This is a genomic window from Streptomyces megasporus (genome assembly GCF_000718985.1).
GTDB lineage: Bacteria > Actinomycetota > Actinomycetes > Streptomycetales > Streptomycetaceae > Streptomyces > Streptomyces megasporus.
Map to the genome: position 1 here is coordinate 117,666 of NZ_JODL01000013.1, position 18,322 is coordinate 135,987.

Consider the following 18,322-nt stretch of genomic DNA (forward strand, 5'->3'; position numbering starts at 1 on the left):
CCCACTGAGCACTTTACAAGAGAGGCTGGGAGCATGCGCGCTGACCGACTCGTCGCCGCCCTCCTGTTCATGCAACGGCGAGGCCGGGTGACCGCCGCCGAGCTGGCAGGCGAACTGGAGGTGTCCGTGGCCACCGCCCGCCGCGACCTGGAGGCGATGTCCGCCGCCGGCATCCCGGTGTACCCGCAGCCCGGCCGCGGCGGCGGCTGGTCGCTCGTCGGTGGTGCCCGGACCGACCTCAGCGGTCTGTCGGCCAACGAGGCACAGGCGCTGTTCCTGCTCGTCGGCCCGGCCGCGGCGGTCTCGGGCGACGCCAAGGCGGCGCTGCGCAAGCTGGTGCGGGCGCTGCCGCAGACCTTCCGGGCGGACGCCCAGGCCGCCGCCGACGCCACCATGGTCGACCCCACCCCGTGGGGCGAACGCGACCGCCGCAGGCCGGAGACGGTCGATGTGCTGCAGGCCGCCGTTGTCCGCCGGCGCAGGGTCCGGCTCACCTACACCAACAGTGCCCGGACGCGGACCGAGCGGACCGTCGATCCCTGGGGCCTGGTCGACAAGGACGACACCTGGTACCTGATCGCCGGCACCGAGCGGGGGCGGCGGACCTTCCGGATCGACCGGATCGACGCCGCCGAACAGACCGGTGAACCCGCGGAGCGGCCCGACGACTTCGTGCTCGCCACGGCCTGGCGGGAGGTGGTCGGCGATGTGGAGGAGCGGCGCTCGCGCACCTGGGCGACCGTCCTCGTCGAGGCGAGGTTCGTGCCCGTCCTCCGCGACAGGTTCGGACGGCACTGCCACCCCGACGGCGAGCACGAGGACGGACGGGCCCGCATGCGCCTCGCCGCGCCGACCCCGCTGGACGTCGCCCGGAACCTGGCCGGCTGGGGTGCCCTGGTCGAGGTTCTCGAACCCGTCTCCGTGCAAGCCGAGCTGGCGCGGATAGGGACCGAACTCGCCGACCGCTACGCGGGCGCGCGCTGACGCGAACGGCCGCCGCCCCCGGATCGGGAGGCGGCGGCCGTCGGCTCGCGGGACGCGCGGGTTCGAGCCGGTGGTCACCGGGGTGCGGCCCGGGTGATTCCCGCCTCGCGGTCCGCGGCGAACCGCCCGCGTCCCCGGACGGTCTGCTCACCGTCCGCGGCAGGCGTCCCGCGGGCCATGGCGGAGGACCGGCGGCGGTTGTCGGCGAGCGCCTCACCGTCCTCGGTGAACGACGTGGAGCCGTGCAGCCACGCGACGGCGTCGCGCAGATCGTCGGGGGAGAGGTCCGCCAGCATCGCATTGCGCACCGGCGCGTCGGCCCCGGCCGCGTGGTAGAGCCGTGTGCCCATCTCGCGCGCGGTGAGGGTCGTCCGGGCGGTGCGGTCCCGCCGCAGGGCGTTGTACCTGGCAAGGCGTCCCGGGATCTCCCACGGCTCGCAGCGCAGCAGCCCGCCGAGCACCACTGCGTCCTCCAGGGCCATGCAGGCGCCCTGCGCCGCGTACTGGAGCATCGGGTGCGCGGCGTCCCCGAGCAGCGCCACCCGGCCGTCCACCCAGCCGTCGACCGGATCGCGGTCGCAGAGCACCCAGATCCGCCAGTCTCGGCCGAGCTCCAGCAGCCGCCGGGCCTCGTCGCACAGCCCGGGGAACTCGCCCAGGACGCGGGAACGGCTCGCGGCCGCTCCGGTGATCTCCTCACGGGCCCCGTCGTCGCGGGTGGCCGCGAGATTGAGGAACGCGCCGCCGCCGATCGGGTAGTGCACGAAGTGCCAGCCCGGGCCGGCCCACAGGGTGACGGACTTCGACCGCAGCTCCCGGGGAACCTCCTCCATCGGGATCACGGAGCGGTAGATCGTGTGGCCCGAGATGCGCGGGCCGCCGTCGCCGACGAGCCGGGCCCGAACCGCGGAGCGCAGCCCGTCGGCGCCCAGGAGCACATCCGCCCCGAACCGCCGTCCGTCGACGGTGAGCGCCGTCACCCGGTCGCCGCGCTGTTGGTAGCCCGTCACCCGGTGCCCGGCCAGGAGTCGCACGCCGGCGTCGCGGCAGCCGTCGAGCAGCGCCCGATGCAGATCCCCGCGGTGGACCACGGCGTAAGGACCGCCGAACCTGCTCCGGTACGTGCCGGTCAGTTCCATCGCGGCGACCCGCTGCCCCGATGTGCCGTCCAGGAAGCGCAGCTCGTCGATGAAGTCGGCCCGCTCGGCGACCCGGTCGCGCACCCCCAGCACGCCGAGCGCGTGGAAGGCGTTGGGCGCCAGTTGGATTCCCGCGCCGATCTCCGAGAACTCCGGCCGACCTTCCAGGACGGTCACCCGGTGCCCGGCGCGGGCCTGCCCCAGAGCGGCGGCGAGCCCGCCGATACCGCCGCCCGCGACGAGTATGTGTGTCATCACCTGCTCCTCTCGTGATGCGGCGGGCGGCCCCGCTCTCCGGGGCCGGCCGCCGGAAGCGACGGTGGGCCCTACTCGGCCGCGGCCGACGCGCCCGCGGCGGCGACCGCCGTCCTCTTCCCGTCACCGGCGGCGGTGGCGGGGGCCGAGGGCCCGGCCGAGGCCACGGCGGTGTGCCGCAGACCGAAGAGCGCGACCGCGACGATGGCCCCGGAGAGGACCGTCGTGAACCAGAACGCGTCCTGGAACCCGCTGACCGGAATGGCCGCGCCGGTGCCGTGCACGACACCGGCGAGGGCCACACCGACGGCGAGGCAGAGCCCGACGCCCAACTGGCGGCTGGAGTTGAACAGACCGGAGGCCAGACCCATCTGCGGCCCGCTGACGCCGCTGGTGCCGGCGATGGCGGTGGAGATCATCATGACCGTCACGCCAAGGCCGACCAGCACACCGCCGGGCAGCACGCCGAGTACGTAGGAGCTGTCCGCCGTCACCTGGGCGAGGAGACCCGAGCCGACGGCCAGGAGCAGCCCGCCGGTGATCAGCACGGTGCGGGCGCCGAACCTGTGGGTGAGCTTGACGACCGGCAGGCTGGCCAGGAAGACCACGAAGGCCTGCGGGAAGAAACCCATGCTCGTCTTGAGAGTGGAGTACCCGAGCACCTGCTGCATGTACATGGTGATGAAGAAGGTCGACACCGACATCACGCCGCCCGACAGGAACGCGATCCCGTTGCCCGACGAAAGGGCGCGGTTACGGAAGATCGACAGCGGCACGAGCGGTCCGGAGACCCGGGCCTGCACGACCAGGAAGGCGATCAGCAGCGCGGCGCCGCCACCCAGCGAGACGAGCACGGGCGTCGAGCCCCAGCCGCGATCGGAGGCCATGGTCAGACCGTAGGTGAGGACGCACATGGCCGAGGTGACCAGGATCGCGCCGGGCAGGTCCAGGCGGGAGGAGCGGGTGCTCCGGTGGTCGGCGGTCAACCGGCGGGCGGCCAGTGCCACGAGCAGGACACCGACCGGGACGTTGACCAGCATGACGGCGCGCCAGGTGAGGAATTCGGTGAGCAGACCGCCCGCCACGACACCGCCGGTGAAACCGGCCGAGGAGACGGCGCCGAAGACGCCCATCGCCTTCACGCGTTCGGGCCCCTCGGGGAACCCGCCGGCGATCAACGCGAGGACCGCCGGGGAGACGGCCGCCGCGGAGAGGCCCTGGACGCCGCGGGCGAGGATGAGGAGCCACGGCTCGGTGGCGATACCGCCGACGAGCGAGGCGATGGTGAAGACGGCGAGACCGGCCACGAACATGCGCTTGCGCCCGAAGACGTCACCGGCACGACCGCCCAGCAGCAGGAAGCCGCCGTAGAAGAGGGCGTAGGCGCCGACGACCCACTGCAGTCCACTGGAGGTGAAGCCGAGGTCGCGCTGCATGGCGCCCAGAGCGACGTTCACGATGGCGAAGTCGAGGACGAGTATGAACTGTGCGGCGCACAGAAGGAGGAGCGGTGGTCGAGCGGTGGTCGTGCCGTTGGTGCTGGTCATGACATTCCTTTCACGGGAGGAGAAACAAGAGCGGGGGATACCGGTGAAGGCGATTGGCCGGTAGAGTCCGGGGGATGACAGAACCCAAGCGCGTGCGACAGCCGGGCGATCGTGACGTGGCTCCCGGCCGGCTCGCCCTGGTCCAGTCCTTCGTCAACAGCGTCAACGTCGAGTTCGGACCGGACGAGTTCGCGTCCGTGGCGGGGCTGACGCGGTGGATGGAACGGCAGGGCTTCGCCGCCGGCCTCCCGGCCCCTTCCGAGTCCGACCGCCGGGAAGTGGTGGAGGTGCGGGAGGCGCTGCGCGCCCTGATGCGGGAGAACAACGGCGCCACAGCCGACCCGGCGGCCCGCGCCGTCATCGAACGCGTCGCCGCGAACTGTCCGCTGGTCCTGGCCTTCGACGAGACCGAAAGTCCCGTTCTGCGTCCCGGTGGGACCGGTACCCGGGGCATGATCGGCCAGGTCCTCGCGATCGTCGTCGAGGCGGCCGTGGACGGCACCTGGCAGCGCCTGAAGGCCTGTCACGAGCACCGGTGCGAGTGGGCTTTCTACGATCGGTCCCGTAATCGCAGCGGCCGGTGGTGCTCCATGGCCGTGTGCGGTACGCGCTCCAAGATGCAGACCTACCGCCGAGGATTGAGGGCCCCGGCCGGGGCCCGCTGACAGCAGGGCGGCCACGGACCGTACGGCATCCGCCGACCGCAAGGCGCTTGCCGGGCCCTCGACGGTCGACGCCGCCACGGCGAGCGGGACCGTCACGGCGCGTACTCCTTGCCGAGCAGCAGGCGCGCCACGGTCAGCTTGGTGGCCGCCGCGGTGCCGTCCGCGAGTTGGAGGCCGATGACGTCCCGCAGCCGCTGCGCGACCGGACCGTCCTCGCTCCACCCCTGGTGGCCCATGGTCAGCAGGGCCTGGTGCACCGCCTCCACGGCCGCCTTCGGCGCCCACCACTTGGCCATGTTCGACGGGACACGGGGATCCTCGCCCCGGTCCGCCCGCCACAGCGCCTCGAAGCAGACCAGCCGTGCCGCGTGCAGCAGCGTCGTGTGCTCCACGAGGGGGAAAGCCACTGACTGGAAGCGGCTGATGGGCTGCCCGAACGCGGAGCGTCGGGACGCGTGCGTGTACGCCTCCGCCAGCGCGGCGTCCCCGACGGCGACGGCCATCAGCGCGATGTACGCCCGGGAGACCCCGAAACCGCGCATCACCGCGGAGAAGCCGCCGCCGGGCGCCCCGACCAGGTCTTCGGGCCCGACCCGCACACCGTCGAAGACCAGCCGGCCGCGGCCCCCCGAACGGCAGCCCAGATCGGTCAGCCGCTCCTTGCGGACCCCGTCGCCGTCGACCCGGATGTAGAAGGCGCTGATGCCGTGCGCGCCCTCGCCGCCGGTACGGGCGAAGACCAGCGCGTGGGTGGCGTAGGCGGTGACCATGATCGAGGTCTTCTCGCCGGTGAGCAGCCAGCCGTCGCCGTCGGGCTCGGCGCGCATCCCGATGCCCGCCGCGTCCGTACCGTGGTCGGGCTCGGTCAGCGCGAGCGCCACCACCGCCTCGCCACGTGCGATCGGTGGCAGCCAGCGCTCCAGTTGCCCGGGGTTTCCGTTGGAAGCGAGGACCCCACCGATGAGCGCGGCGTTGAGCACCGGAAAGCACACCGACAGATCGGCCGCCGCCAGCTTCTCCAGGGCGATGCCCGCGCTCATGGCGTCCAGGCCGAGCCCGCCGTACTGCTCCGGCACGCGCAGCGCGAACAGGCCGGCCGCAGCCAGATCGTCGATCAGCCCCGGACGGTACTCTCCGCGCCGATCGCTCTCCCGGCGGTGCGGAGCCACCTTCTCGGCAGCGAACTCCTCCACCAGCTTGGCCAGTTCGTCCTGCTCGGCGGTGAAGACACCGTTCATGAGGCCATGCGTCCTTCCTGGGCCCGAAGCCGGTCCCGCAGCGCGAATTTCTGGATCTTTCCGGAGGGGGTTCGCGGCAGCGCCGGCACCACTTCCAGCCGCTCGGGCCAGTACGTACGGGCCATGCCGAGCCCGGCCAGGTGCGTGCGTACGCCCTCCAGGTCGGGGGCCGTGCCCTGGGTGACGAGGAACGCGCAGGCGCGTTCCCCGAGTCGTGCGTCCGGATAGCCGACCACGGCGACGTCCTTGACCGTGGGGTGGCGCAGCAGAGCCGCCTCGATCTCCAGCACCGGGAGGTTCTCGGCACCCCGCATGATCACGTCCTTGACCCGGCCCGTGATCCGTATACCGCCGTGGCCGTCGTCCCGGGCGAGATCGCCGGTGTCGAACCAGCCGTCGGCGGTGACGCAGGCGTCGTACACCTCCTGACGCCGGAAGTAGCCCACGCACTGGGCCGAGCCGCGCACCTGGAGCAGCCCGCTCGAACCCGGCTCCACCGCCACGCCGTCCTCGCCGACGATCCGCACCTCCATACCGGGCACGGCGGTGCCGTCGCTCTCGGCGGCGCGCATCGGCGGCTGCTCGGGGCGGGTGACGGTGACACAGCCGTTCTCCGTCATGCCCCACAGCGCGTACAGCCGGCAGCCGAGGACCTCGCGCGCGGCCTCCACCAGCGCCGGCGCTATGGGCGCGCTGCCGGTGGCGAAGCTCCGCAGTGCCGACAGGTCGTGCGGCGTCTCGCGCTGGGCGTCCATCAGGTCGGAGAGGAACGTGGGCGCGCCCATGAAGAAGGTCACTCGCCGCTCCTCGAGGACGCGCAGCATCCGTCGCGCGTCCCAGCGGTCCACCTGTACGGCCGTGGCGCCGAGGAGCAGCGGCATCACGAAGTTCCAGGTGAAGCCGGCCTGATGGGTGGTCGGCGACCCCATCGCGGTGACTTCGGAACCGGTCAGGCCGAGCACGTCGGCCTGTGCCCGGTTCATCGAGTACAGCGTGTTGTGGCTGTGCACCACCCCCTTGGGCTCACCGGTGGTGCCGGAGGTGAACATGAGCTGGGCGGCGTCATCGGGCCCCGCCTCGATCGCGTCCAGGGACGCGAGCAGCTCCGGGTCCGGCTCCGGCCCGTACAGATCGGTCACGAAGTCCAGCGCACCGCCGTCCAGGTCGCCGGCGCCCGCTCCGAGCAGCACCCGATGGCGCAGGGTCGGGACGGCCGCGGCGATCTCCGCGCTCATCTCCGCGTACGAGAAGCCGCGCACTTCGGCCGCGCCGATGTAGACCGGACTGGCGGTGAGCCGGGTCATGAACTCGACCTCACGGCGGCGCATCACCGGAACCACCGGGCCCGCCACCGCGCCGACCCGGGCGGCGGCCAGGCAGAGTGCCACCAGCTCCCAGGAATTGGGCAGTTGGAGGGTCACCACGTCGCCGCGGCGCACTCCGAGCCGGAGCAGACCGACCGCGAGCCGGTCGACCCGGCGGGCCAGTTCGGCGTAGCTCACGGATTCGTGGGCGTCCCCCCGGTAGCAGACCAGGGCGGGCTTGTCCGGCTGTTCACGGGCCCAACGGCGCAGATCGTGCAGCAGGGTCTCGTCCCGCCACCAGCAGGCGGCGCGATAGGTGTCGGCGGCGGTCAACGGGTGCCTCCCCGGTGCGATTCGACGGATTTCCGGGCTTGTTCGGCGATCGTCCGGGCGCTGATACCGCCCCGTTCGATCAGATAGCGCTGGCTTCCGGCGACGGGGACGAACTCGTCCGGCAGCGCCATCCGGTGCACCCGCACCGGGCGTACGGCGCTGAGCGCCTCGGCGACCGCCGAGCCGAACCCGCCGGACCGCCAGTGCTCCTCGACGGTGATCACGGTGTCCCCTACACCCAGGGAGCTGAGCAGCGCGGAGGTGTCCAGCGGCTTGACGGTGTGCAGGTGCAGCACGTTCGCGGTGATGCCCTCGCCCTCCAGGAGATCGGCCGCCTCAAGGGCGGCGAGAACCGGGTAGGGGCCGCAGGCGGCCAGGGTGATGTCCGTGCCGGTCCGCAACTGCTGTGCCTTGCCGAGTCGCAGCGGCGGGCCGGCGGGCAGGTCGGGGGTGGCACCCCGGCCGAGCCGGAGGTAGACGGGACCGTCCAGGGCGAGGGCCTGGCGCAGCAACTCCTCGGTGCCGGCGGCGTCGCCCGGCACCACCACGGTCATGTGAGGCAGCGCCCGCATCACCGCGAGGTCCTCCAGAGCGTGGTGGGTCGGGCCGAGGTGTCCGGCCGACACGCCGGAGTGGGTGGCCGCGATCAGCACCGGCAGGTTGCCCATCGCGATGTCGATCTTCACGGCCTCCACCGCGCGGGAGGAGGCGAACGCCGCCATGGTGTTGACCAGCGGGATGCGGCCCTCCCGAGCGAGACCGGCGGCCGCGCCCATCAGGGTGTGTTCGGCGATGCCGAGGTTGAGGTAGCGGTCGGCGGCGGAGCCGAAGTCCACTCCGCCGAACAGTCCGGTGTCGCTGTCCAGGACGACGAGCCGCGGCTCGTCCGGCAGCAGTTTGGCCACCGCGTCGCGGTAGACCTCGCGGGATGAGCGGGCCGGGGCGGGGGCAGGAGCCGTGGTCATCGCCGGTCACCGCCCGTCGAGGCGCGGACCGCGTTGAGCGCCCGCAGGTGCTGCCGTCCGCTCAGCCGCGCGTAGTGGCTGCGGGCCTGGCCCTCGACGAAGGGCACCCCCCTGCCCTTGACGGTGTGGGCGATGACGACCGTGGGCGCCTGTGGGGCCGCGGGCAGAGTCAGCACACGGGTCAGGGCTTCGGCGTCGTGGCCGTCCGCTTCCAGGACGCGCCAACCGAAAGCCCTCCAGCGGTCGGCCAGCGGCTCGAGGGGGTGGACGGTCTCGGTCGCGCCCGTGATCTGCAGACCGTTGCGGTCCACGATCGCGGTCAGGCCGTTCAGCCGGTGTGCGGAGGCCACCGAGGCGGCCTCCCAGACCGAGCCCTCCTGGAGCTCGCCGTCGCCCATCACCACGAAGCAGCGGCGGTCCGATCCGTCCAGACGGTTGGCCAGCGCGTAGCCGACACCGAGGGCGAGACCGTGGCCGAGTGAGCCGGAGGCGATTTCGACACCCGGGATCTCCGGGTGCGGGTGGGCCATGAAGTGGCTGCCGGGCCGGGCGTACTCGTCGAGCGCGGCGGCCGGGAAGTAGCCGGCCTCGCAGAGCGTCGCGAACAGGGCGATGCCGCCGTGACCCTTGCTGAGCAGCAGCACGTCGCGTTCGGGCAGACCGGGGAAGCGGGGGTCGTGTCGCATCACCCGGAAGTAGAGGACGGACAGGATCTCGACGAGCGACATCGATCCACCCAGGTGACCGCCCTCGGGGCCGGCGCACATGGACACGATGTGCTCTCTGATCCGGCCGGCGATCCCGGTCGGCTCCGCGGTGTCGGGGCCGTGCGCGTCGAGTCCGGTGGTGTCGGTGCGGGCGGGTGCGCCCCGCAGCAGAGGCGGGCTGCTCATGCCTGGGTCCTTTCGGCTGATACGTGAGGCGACTGGTGCGTGAGGCGTCCACCGGGAGACGTGTGTCCGTGCGGCGCCCGTGTGTGGGGGCGCCTGTGCGCGAGGCGGTCGACGCGGGGGTGCGGTCGTGTGGGCGGGACGGTCAGTTGGGGTGCAGTCCGGTGAACTCGAGACCGCGCTCCTCGGGCTCGCCGAAGCGCACGTTCATGCACTGCACCGCGTTGCCCGCGCCGCCCTTGACGAGGTTGTCCAGCGCGGCGATCACGGTGACGGTGGAGGCGCCCCGGTCCAGGGCGAAACCGATGTCGCAGAAGTTGGAGCCGGAGAGGATCTTGGCGTCGGGAAAGCGGTGCAGGCCGCGTCGGGCGGCGACGATCCGTACGAACGGCTCGTCGGCGTAGCGGGTCCGGTAGGCGGACCGGATGGCGCGCTCGTCGACCCCGTCGGCGAGGGTCGCCCGGCTCAGCAGTTGGACGCCGCGCACCGCCTCGACACCGGTCGCCGACATCCGCACGGTGTGCCCGGTGGCCTGGGCGATCTCCGCCTCGTGCCGGTGCTTGGTCGGAGCGAACACCCTGAGGGCGCCGCTGCGTTCGGCGTGCAGGTTCTCCGCGCCCGCCTTCGCGCCGGAGCCGCTGGAACCGGTCCTCGCGTCCACCGTCACGTCGCCCGTGATGAGCCCGGCCGCGGCCAGCGGGCTCAGGGAGAGGATGCCGGCGGTGGCCATGCAGCCGGGCACGGAGATCCGGTCCGCGGTGCGCAGCGCGGCGCGGTGGTGCTCCGGGAGCCCCTGTGTGAAGGTGGGGATGAGGTCGGGGGCCTCGTGCGGGGTGCCGTAGTACTCCTCGTACACCTCGGTGTCGTGCAGCCGGAAGTCACCGGACAGGTCGATGACGACGCCCGACTTCGTCAGGAACTCCGGCATCCGACGCATGGTCTCGCGGTGCGGGGTCGCCAGGAACAGCACCTCGCAGCGGGGGAGTCGCTCCTCGGAGGAGAACGTCAGCTTGGTGCGATGGCGCAGATTGGGATGGACTCCGTCGATCTGGCGACCCTGGAGGGTGCGTGAGGTGGCGGCGACCACGTCGACCTGGGGGTGGTTGATGAGCAGCCGCAGCAGCTCTCCGCCGATGTAGCCGGCCGCTCCCAGCACTGCTGCGCGGATCATGACTCTGCCTCTGCCTTCTCTGACATGAGTGCGGCGATGGTCTCCGCCACATCGAGGTGGGTTCCGTATGTCGACTGCAGGCCCCGGAACTCGACCCGGTCGTTGACCTCCAGGACGGTGAGCCGGCCGTCCGGCTCCTCCAGGAGGTCCACCCCCGCGACACACGCGCCGACGGTGTCCGCCGCCGCCACCGCGAGGGTGGTGAGGTCCGCCTCGAGCGGGCAGCGTTCGCTGATCGCGCCGCGGGCCACGTTGGTGCGCCAGTCCTCGCTCCTGCGATACGTCGCCCCGACCGCCCGGCCGCCCACCACGAGGACCCGGATGTCCCGGTCCGCCTTGGCGATCTCGCGCTGGACGTAGACGATGTGCGACTGCGGGGAGGGCAGGGCGGCGAGGTGTTCCAGGACGGCCTCGCCCATCGCGCGGTCGGTGACTCGGGTCACCAGACGGCCCCAGGACCCGACCAGGGGCTTGATCACCGCGGGATAGCCCAGGTCCTCCAGAGCCTCGAGGGCCGCGTCCGGGGTCAGGGCGAGAATAGTCTCGGGAGTGGGCAGACCCCGGGCGACCAGGGCCGCCGAGGTCTGCCACTTGTCCCCGCAGACGGCCGTGGCGGCAGCGCTGTTGAGCACCGTCACGCCCGCCGATTCCAGCGCCGAAGCCGCGTACAGGGCACGGTAGTGGCCCACTTCGCGGTTGAGCACGGTCTGCGGGCCGTTCCAGGACGTACCGGCCTGGACGGACAGAGCGCGAGGGTCGATCTGTTCGCATGCGACGCCGCGCCTCTCCAGCGCGGTCAGGATGTTCTTCTCCTCGAACCGGACCCGGGAGGCGAGGACACCGATTCGCGCTGCCGCAGAGCTCATCAGGGGAATCTCCTTCTCGTCGTGGTGGACGGCCCTGTGCTACTCGCCCCAGTCCTCCTCGACCTCGGGGGCGAGGAGAAGACGCGGCGGCTGAACGGACTCGATTTCGAGTTCCAGGCGGCATTCCGGGCACTCGACTATTTCGCTGACCCGGGCATCCGTTCCCAGGGGCACCGCGGCGTCGCACTCGGGGCACTCGGGGGCGATCAAGGTTTCCTGCATGACGACTCCTCGATTCTTGTGGCTGGTTGGTGAATCGGGAATTACTGTAGTTCGGTATTTCCTGAATTTCGGCCGGCTCGAATGAACGATCTGCATCGGAACCGCGACGGATGCTTATGGGGCACGAGCGGCGGGGGCGCGGGGAACGCCGGCGAACGTGGGTCCGTCAGGCGGCGGCAGCCGCGAGGACGGGGGTGTGGGAGGTGGGCGCGCCGGCCGGATCCCCGCTCGCCTCCCCGGCCTCCGCCTTGGCGTCGGCCCGGGCCTTGGCGCTGGTCTCCGCCTTGGCCGTCGCCCCGGTCCCGACCTTGGCCTCGGTCCCGGTCTTGGCCCCGGCGTCGGACGAGCTGAGCGGGTAGCCCTGGAGGGCCTGGCGGAACGCCTTCTCCGCGATGCCGGCGAAGGCTTCCGGTACGGCCCCGGGGGCCAGCGCCATCGTCACCGGCAGCGGCTCGGGCGGTTCCGGAAGCCCGGGACGCACCGATGGGGTCAGCCCCCACAGCTCGTCCCCGTTGGCGACCAGGCAGGTCATACCGAGCCCCGCCTTGGCGGCCGACCGCAGCCCGATCAGTTCGCTGCTCTCGTACGCGACCCGCCACGCGATGCCCGAGGCGTCGAGGACTTCGCCGACCTGCCCGCGCAGCGTGCAGGGCTCGGGGAAGAGTGCCAGCGGCAGGGCGTCCCGCTCTCCGTGGGCCGGCCGCCCGAACCAGGCCATGCGCATCCTGCCCAGTTCCCTGCTGTCCGTGCCCGGTCCGAGCGGATCGGCCTGGAGCAGCAGCGCCGCGTCGAGCTGGCCGCTGGTCAACTGTGCCGCCAGCTCCTCACTCGTCCCGGTCCTGACGCCCAACTGGGCCTGGGGCATGCCCCGGTTGAGCAGCCGGAGAAACTCGGGCAGCACCTCCGCGAGCTGGCTCACCACGCCGATCGAGAGCATGATGTGGCCGGCCTGCGGGATGAAGCGGCCGACCGCCTCGTCGTTGAGCGCCACCATGCGGCGGGCGTACCTCAGGAGCTCCTCCCCCCGGGGGCTGAGCCGCAGGGTGCGTCTGGTGGAGGCGAACACCGGGCTTCTGATGAGGCCGCTCAGTTGGCGTATCTGCTGGCTGACCGCGGGCTGGGTGATGTGCAGGGACTCCGCCGCCCTCCGGAAGCCGCCGAGTTCGACCACGGCCACCAGAGTCCTCAGCCTGTTGATCTGCAGGTCGTAATGCATTTCCCCCCCGTAGCGTCGATGGACTTTCTGCGAAGTCTTCGGTCAAGGCTAGGGGCGGCGGTTTCGCCGTGCCATGGATGTGGTCACGGACCGGATGTGACATCTTCATGGGGGCGGTGTGAAGCGCTCAAGAAGGGAGGATCACCTCGTTTTATTCGAACCATAAACACAAGTCATCGGTTCTCTCCCCTCGATATTCCCCGAGTGTCTAATGTGAATGCCTCGAAGAACATTTCACCGAAACCTGGGGGAGAGCATCATGCCGGCAGCCACCGCCGATTCCGCAGTGCAGCAGGGAGTCCGGATACAGTTGACCGACCCGACCCTGGCCACCCGCAGCCCCGGCGAGGAGTTCGCCTGGTCGGTGCGCGCCACCGGCCCGGACCAGGACCACGTGGTGCCATTCCGCGCCCATCTCCCCGCTGTCTTCCCACTGTTCGCGACCCGGCCGCGCTACGCCGTCCGCCATCTGCTGAAGACCGCGTCGGTCACCGACGCACCGGTGACCTTCGTGCACGAGCCGCCGGCCGCCCCGCCGGCCGCCGCCGGAACCTCTTACCGGGCCACCCCCGAGGGCGCTTTCGTCCCCCGACTGGAGCAGGCCGAACTCACCGACCTGACCGTGCGCGTGCCGCTGCCCGCCGGCCTCCTCGACCAGCCGGCGCTGCTCGCCTCCTTCATCGACTATCGCGTGCTGGTCCGCCTGTCCGTGGTGGAGAACGAGACGCTGCTGCACGGCAGCGCGGACAGAGCGGTCAGCGGCCTGCTGAACCTTCCGGAGATCCGCCGCGGCCGGCTCGGCGAGGACGTCCACGCCTCCGTCACCGAGGCCGCCGCCGAGGTCGAGGAGACGGGCGGTTCCTGCGACGGAATCGTCGTACACCCCTTCACGTACTGGGAGCTGGTGCGGGCCGGCGTGCTCGGGCAGTTGGGCGCGGCCGGCATCACCGTCTCGCGCACCCGCATGATCCCGCGCGGCCAGGTTCTGCTCGGCGACTTCCGGGCCGCCGTCACCCTGCTCGTCCCGGGCGTGGCCTCGCTGGCGCTGCGCCGCGGCGCGGGCCCGGACGGTTCCGACGCCATCGAGGCGAGCAGCCGGATCGGCCTCGCCGTCCACCTGCCTCAACACTTCCTGCTGCTGACGCGCGACTGACGCGCGGCCGGCCCGGCCGATCCGGGACCGACTCACGGAACAGTCCTGGGAGCACCCCGCGGAACAGCCCGGAACCGAGCCGTCATGGACCGCGACGGCAGTACCAAGAAGGGACCACGACCACCATGACAGGCCCCTCCCCACGCGTCCTGTACATCACCGGATGGATGCGCAGCGGCAGCACCCTGCTGGGCAATGTCCTCAACGAGATCCACGGCGTCCGCCACGTCGGAGAGCAGTACTACCTCTGGCGCAACGGCGTCCTGGGCGCCGGCACCAACTCCAGTTGCGGCTGCGGACTGCCGGTCGCGGGGTGCCCGCTCTGGGCAGCCGTTCTCGCGGCGCTGCCCGAGGGGGCCACCGAGGCCGTCGCGCACCGGATGACCACCCTCCAACAGGCACTGCTGCGCACTCGGCACACCCCGGCGCGGCTCGCCGAGGCCCGGGGTGAGCGACCCACCGCCCCCGGTGTGACCGAACTTCTCGACCACTCGGCAGCCGTCTACCGGCAGGTGGCCGCCCACGGCGGTGACCGTCTGATCGTGGACGGCTCGAAGTACCCGGCGGAGGCGGCCGCCCTCCTCGGCCGCACCGACGTGGACGTACGGGTGCTGCACATCGTGCGGGATCCGCGGGCCACCGCTCTGTCCTACCGCGGCGCCAAGGACTACATCGACCCCATGTCCCCGGCCCGCAGCAGCGGGTACTGGACCACCTTCAACCTCGCCTCCGAACTGGTCGGCCGGACGGCGGGCACACGCTATCTGAGAATCCGCCACGAGGACTTGGCGCGCAGCCCGCGGGAGGTGACGACCCGGGTCCTGCGCTTCGCGGGCCTCGACGACGACTCTCCGGTGGACGCGTCCGGCCGGATCCGGCTCGGCGCCAACCACACCGTCACCGGAAACCCGGACCGGCTGCGCCGAGGCGTCACCGAGATTCGCCCCGACGAGCGCTGGCGCACCGCACTGACCGGCACGGACATCGCCGCTGCCACGGCGGCTGCCGCACCTCTGCTGGCCCGCTACGGCTACCCGCTGGTCTTCACCCGCCCCTCCCGGGCGGCGGACTCCGTCCGTACCTCGCGGCCGACCGGCCGGCCGGTGTCGCGGACCTCCGGGCCGCCCGCGCGAGGTGAGGCGTCGTGAACCTGGGTCTTGCCGGACGGGCCGCCCTGGTCGCGGCCTCCAGCAGCGGAATCGGCCTCGCCGTGTCCCGTGTGCTGGCCTCGGAGGGCGCCGACGTGTCTCTCTGCGGCCGGGATCGCGAGCGGCTGGCCCGCGCCCACCAGGAGGTCGACGCCTGCGGTACGGGTCGCGTGCTGAGCACCGTGGTGGACCTCCGTGACGAGGTTGCCGCCGCCGCCTGGGTGCGGCACACCGCCGAGGAGTTCGGTGGACTGCACGTGGTGGTCACCAACTCCGGCGGGGTGCCCTTCGGCCCCGTGGAGGACTTCGACGTCGCCGAGTACCGGGAGGCGGTGAACGGCAACCTGCTGCCCCACGTGTCGCTGTCGCTGGCCGCCGCCCCCTACCTGAGGGAGGCCGGCTGGGGCCGGATCGTCATGATCACCTCTGAGTCGGTGAGGCAGCCCCATCCGGGCAGCGGACTGTCCTCGGTGGCCCGGCTCGGTGTCCTCGGTTTCGCCAAGGGCCTCGTCCACGCCTTCGGCTCGGCCGGAGTGACCGTGAACGTGCTGGCACCCGGCTTCCACCGCACGCCGATCCTCGACGTGCAGTACGGGGAGGAGGTCGAGGAGCGCCTCGCCGAGGTGGCTGCCGGGATCCCGCTGGGCCGGATCGGCCGGGCCGAGGACCTGGGTGCCCTGGTGGCCTTCCTCGCCAGTGAACAGGCCGCCTTCGTCACCGGCAGCGTGCTGGTCGCGGACGGTGGCAACACCCGCGGCGTCGGCTGACATCCGTCTGTGTACCCGTGGCTCGCCCACGCGCCGGTCGCCGCCTCGTCGCCGGTCCGTCCTCCCGCGGTCGCTCCGCCTGCGCGCCGCCATCACACGATCCGCCCGCCGCCACCAGCCGAAGGAGTTCTGTACATGACAACCCTGGGGGAAGTCGCCGGCTCACGCGAGGCCGCGCTCTACGTGGTCAAGCTGGGCAGCGCCACTCTGCTCCACAGTCGGATCTTCGACGAACTGCTCGAACTCAGCCGGCGCGGCGCGCGGCTGCTCGTCATCGCCGGGGGAGCGGCCGGTATCGCCGAGCACTACCGGCGTACCGGCCGCGAGATCCGCACCCTGGTCTCCCAAAAAGGTGACGAGGTCCGCTACTGCCCGCCGCAGGAGATGCCGCACATCGTCGCCGCGTACGAGGAGGTCACCCTGCCCTTGGTGGAGGAGGAGCTGACGCGGCGCGGACTGTCCGTCTTCGCGGCGGTCGCCCGCACCGGCGCGCTCGTCAAGGCCACCGTCAACGGCCCGCTCCGGGTGCGGGAGGAGGGAAGGACCCGGCTGATCCGCGACCACCGTGCGGGCACCATCAGCTCCGTGGACGTCCTCCGGCTCACCGGTCTGCTCTCCACCTTCAACGTCGTCTGCCTCTCGCCGCCGGTCGCCGACGCCGAAGGCGGTACGGCACTGAACGTGGACGCCGACGTGCTCGCCGCCGAAACCGCCTTGGCCCTGGACGCCGACCATCTGCGGCTGGTCACAGGCACCGCCGGACTGCTCACCGACCCGGCCGACCCCGCCAGCGGCCTGCGCCACCTCACCGAGGGCGAGGGCCGGCGCTACGCCAAGGGCCGGATGCGTCAGAAGGTCAGGGCGGCCGAGATCGGCCTGAAGGGCACCTCGGACACGGCGATCACCGGTCCGCACACACTGTCCACGGCGAGCGCCACCTGGTTCTGGCGGGCCCCCGCCCCCGTCCCCGACCTCGACCTGCTCTCCCGCACGGTGGAGCTGTCCTCCGTCTCCCGTGACGAGCGCGAGATCGCCGAATTCCTCGCCGACTGGTGCGAGGAGAACGGCGTCAAGGCCGAGATCGACGCCGCCGGCAACCTGGTCGCCACCAAGGGGGCAGGCCCTCGGCGGCTGCTGATGCTCGGTCACCTGGACACCGTTCCGCACCGCTGGCCGGTCCGCTGGGACGGCGAGGTGCTCTCCGGGCGCGGCTCGGTCGACGCCAAGGGGAGTCTGGTCACGTACCTGCAGACGCTGGCCGCGTTCGACCCGCCCGAGGGGGTCGAGGTGCGGGTGGTCGGTGCGGTGGAGGAGGAGATCACCGGCGCCGGTGCCTTCCATGTGCGCGATGCCTATCCGGCCGACGCGGTGATCGTGGGCGAGCCCAGCGGCGCAGAGGCCCTCACCCTCGGTTACTACGGCCTGGTCAAGGTCCGTTTCAGCGTACGGGAGCCCACCGGGCACACGGCCGGCGAAGGTGTCCGCACCGCGGGCGACCGGATGGTCGAGGTGCTCTCGGGGGTTCCGGACGCGGTGGCTCGACTGCATCGGGACGCGCTGACCGCCGTCCTCGGCGTGCGGGCGCTCAACCGGGGGGACGTCCAGGTCGGCGAGGCCGTGGTCGACGTCCGCGTACCGCCGGGTCTGGACGTGGACGAGACCGTGGCCGCGCTGCGGTCTCTTGCCGTCGAGCCGGTCCGGTTCGACGTCCTGCGGGCCACTCCCGGAGTGATCACCGGACGCACCGGTTCGCTCGTCAAGGCATTCCAACGGGCCTTCGGGACCGAGGGAGTGAAGCCCCGGTACCTGATGAAGAAGGGCAGCAGTGACATGAACACGCTTGCCACCACCTGGCACGGCGTCCCCATGGTCGCCTACGGCCCCGGTGACGCGAGTCTCGACCACACCTCCGACGAACACCTGCACGCGGACGAGTTCCGGCGGGCGCGGCGCCTGCTGGCCGCCGCGGTCCGAGAATGGAGCTTGATGTGACCGCCCCGACGGCCGCCCCCGGGCACAACCTCGCGACCCCCGTCGTCCACTGCACCTGCTACCCCGGTTCGACCCTCTGGCTGACCGGCCTGCCCAGCGCGGGCAAGACCACCCTCGCGTACGCCGCAGCCGAACTGCTGCGCTCGCGCGGTCGGCGCGTGGAGGTCCTCGACGGCGACGAACTGCGCCGGACGTTCTCGGCCGGCCTCGGCTACTCCCGCGCCGACCGTCACACCAACGTCGAACGCATCGGCCGGGTCGCTCACGTCCTCGCCCGCAACGGTGTCACGGTCCTGGTGCCGGTCATCGCGCCGTACGCCGACTCCCGTGACCTGGTGCGCTCCTGGCACCGAGACAGCGGCACGGAGTTCCTGGAGGTGCACGTGGCCACGCCGGTCGAGGTCTGCTCCGAACGGGACGTCAAGGGCCTGTACGCCAAGCAGGCCGCGGGGGAGATCTCCGGCCTG

At 71.9% G+C, this 18,322-nt stretch carries 17 protein-coding genes; 7 read left to right on the forward strand and 10 right to left on the reverse strand.

Going from position 1 to position 18,322, the window contains the following annotated elements:
- The first annotated feature begins 33 nt into the window (after positions 1 to 33).
- Positions 34 to 984: a helix-turn-helix transcriptional regulator gene (locus IF47_RS0113600; RefSeq protein WP_031509006.1), complete on the forward strand. Its 951-nt coding sequence runs from the start codon at positions 34 to 36 to the stop codon at positions 982 to 984.
- Between the two features lie 74 nt (positions 985 to 1,058).
- On the opposite strand, the gene IF47_RS0113605 is transcribed toward IF47_RS0113600, so the two are convergent.
- Together IF47_RS0113605 and IF47_RS0113610 are read right to left on the reverse strand one after the other, a co-directional pair.
- Positions 1,059 to 2,378, reverse strand: coding sequence for an FAD-dependent monooxygenase (locus tag IF47_RS0113605; protein WP_078591802.1), 1,320 nt, complete (start codon positions 2,376 to 2,378; stop codon positions 1,059 to 1,061).
- Between the two features lie 71 nt (positions 2,379 to 2,449).
- Positions 2,450 to 3,925 (reverse strand): MFS transporter, encoded by a 1,476-nt coding sequence (locus tag IF47_RS0113610; protein WP_031509008.1) that lies wholly within the window; start codon positions 3,923 to 3,925, stop codon positions 2,450 to 2,452.
- Between the two features lie 74 nt (positions 3,926 to 3,999).
- On the opposite strand from IF47_RS0113610, the gene IF47_RS0113615 reads away from it, so the two are divergent.
- A complete protein-coding gene (locus IF47_RS0113615) occupies positions 4,000 to 4,590 on the forward strand; it encodes a CGNR zinc finger domain-containing protein (RefSeq protein WP_031509009.1) in 591 nt (196 codons plus the stop codon).
- Positions 4,591 to 4,682: 92 nt separating this feature from the next.
- On the opposite strand, the gene IF47_RS0113620 is transcribed toward IF47_RS0113615, so the two are convergent.
- From IF47_RS0113620 to IF47_RS0113655, 8 genes are all read right to left on the reverse strand, one after another.
- Positions 4,683 to 5,828: an acyl-CoA dehydrogenase family protein gene (locus IF47_RS0113620; RefSeq protein ID WP_031509010.1), complete on the reverse strand. Its 1,146-nt coding sequence runs from the start codon at positions 5,826 to 5,828 to the stop codon at positions 4,683 to 4,685.
- Positions 5,825 to 7,465, reverse strand: a complete 1,641-nt coding sequence (locus tag IF47_RS0113625) for an AMP-binding protein (RefSeq protein ID WP_037732522.1) — start codon at positions 7,463 to 7,465, stop codon at positions 5,825 to 5,827. Before IF47_RS0113625 ends, IF47_RS0113620 begins: the two co-directional genes overlap by 4 nt.
- Positions 7,462 to 8,430 carry a transketolase family protein gene (locus tag IF47_RS0113630; RefSeq protein ID WP_031509012.1) on the reverse strand — a complete coding sequence of 323 codons (969 nt, stop codon included), beginning with the start codon at positions 8,428 to 8,430 and terminating at the stop codon, positions 7,462 to 7,464. Before IF47_RS0113630 ends, IF47_RS0113625 begins: the two co-directional genes overlap by 4 nt.
- Positions 8,427 to 9,197, reverse strand: a complete 771-nt coding sequence (locus tag IF47_RS0113635; RefSeq protein ID WP_425423587.1) for a transketolase — start codon at positions 9,195 to 9,197, stop codon at positions 8,427 to 8,429. Before IF47_RS0113635 ends, IF47_RS0113630 begins: the two co-directional genes overlap by 4 nt.
- A gap of 268 nt (positions 9,198 to 9,465) precedes the next feature.
- Positions 9,466 to 10,491, reverse strand: coding sequence for an N-acetyl-gamma-glutamyl-phosphate reductase (argC, locus tag IF47_RS0113640; protein ID WP_031509014.1), 1,026 nt, complete (start codon positions 10,489 to 10,491; stop codon positions 9,466 to 9,468).
- Positions 10,488 to 11,357, reverse strand: a complete 870-nt coding sequence (locus IF47_RS0113645) for a RimK family alpha-L-glutamate ligase (protein ID WP_031509015.1) — start codon at positions 11,355 to 11,357, stop codon at positions 10,488 to 10,490. The genes argC and IF47_RS0113645 overlap by 4 nt, the downstream gene beginning before the upstream one ends.
- Before the next feature lie 39 nt (positions 11,358 to 11,396).
- Positions 11,397 to 11,579: a lysine biosynthesis protein LysW gene (locus IF47_RS0113650; RefSeq protein WP_031509016.1), complete on the reverse strand. Its 183-nt coding sequence runs from the start codon at positions 11,577 to 11,579 to the stop codon at positions 11,397 to 11,399.
- 166 nt (positions 11,580 to 11,745) lie between these two features.
- The gene (locus IF47_RS0113655) at positions 11,746 to 12,795 is read right to left on the reverse strand and encodes a LysR family transcriptional regulator (protein ID WP_211257210.1); all 1,050 of its coding nucleotides are present in this window, start codon (positions 12,793 to 12,795) and stop codon (positions 11,746 to 11,748) included.
- 259 nt (positions 12,796 to 13,054) lie between these two features.
- Here IF47_RS0113655 and IF47_RS0113660 point away from each other — a divergent pair, with 259 nt between their 5' ends.
- The 5 genes from IF47_RS0113660 to cysC form a co-directional block, all read left to right on the forward strand.
- Positions 13,055 to 13,948 (forward strand): family 3 encapsulin nanocompartment shell protein, encoded by an 894-nt coding sequence (locus IF47_RS0113660; protein ID WP_031509018.1) that lies wholly within the window; start codon positions 13,055 to 13,057, stop codon positions 13,946 to 13,948.
- A gap of 125 nt (positions 13,949 to 14,073) precedes the next feature.
- On the forward strand, positions 14,074 to 15,096 hold the full coding sequence (locus IF47_RS0113665) for a sulfotransferase (protein ID WP_078591803.1): 1,023 nt from the start codon (positions 14,074 to 14,076) through the stop codon (positions 15,094 to 15,096).
- Positions 15,093 to 15,863, forward strand: a complete 771-nt coding sequence (locus tag IF47_RS0113670) for an SDR family NAD(P)-dependent oxidoreductase (RefSeq protein WP_031509020.1) — start codon at positions 15,093 to 15,095, stop codon at positions 15,861 to 15,863. Before IF47_RS0113665 ends, IF47_RS0113670 begins: the two co-directional genes overlap by 4 nt.
- A gap of 135 nt (positions 15,864 to 15,998) precedes the next feature.
- Entirely contained in the window at positions 15,999 to 17,855 is a 1,857-nt protein-coding gene (locus tag IF47_RS0113675) for a M20/M25/M40 family metallo-hydrolase (RefSeq protein WP_051717601.1), read from the forward strand.
- A partial coding sequence (gene cysC / locus IF47_RS0113680; RefSeq protein ID WP_281179469.1) for an adenylyl-sulfate kinase occupies positions 17,852 to 18,322 on the forward strand: 471 nt, incomplete at its 3' end. The genes IF47_RS0113675 and cysC, both read left to right, overlap by 4 nt.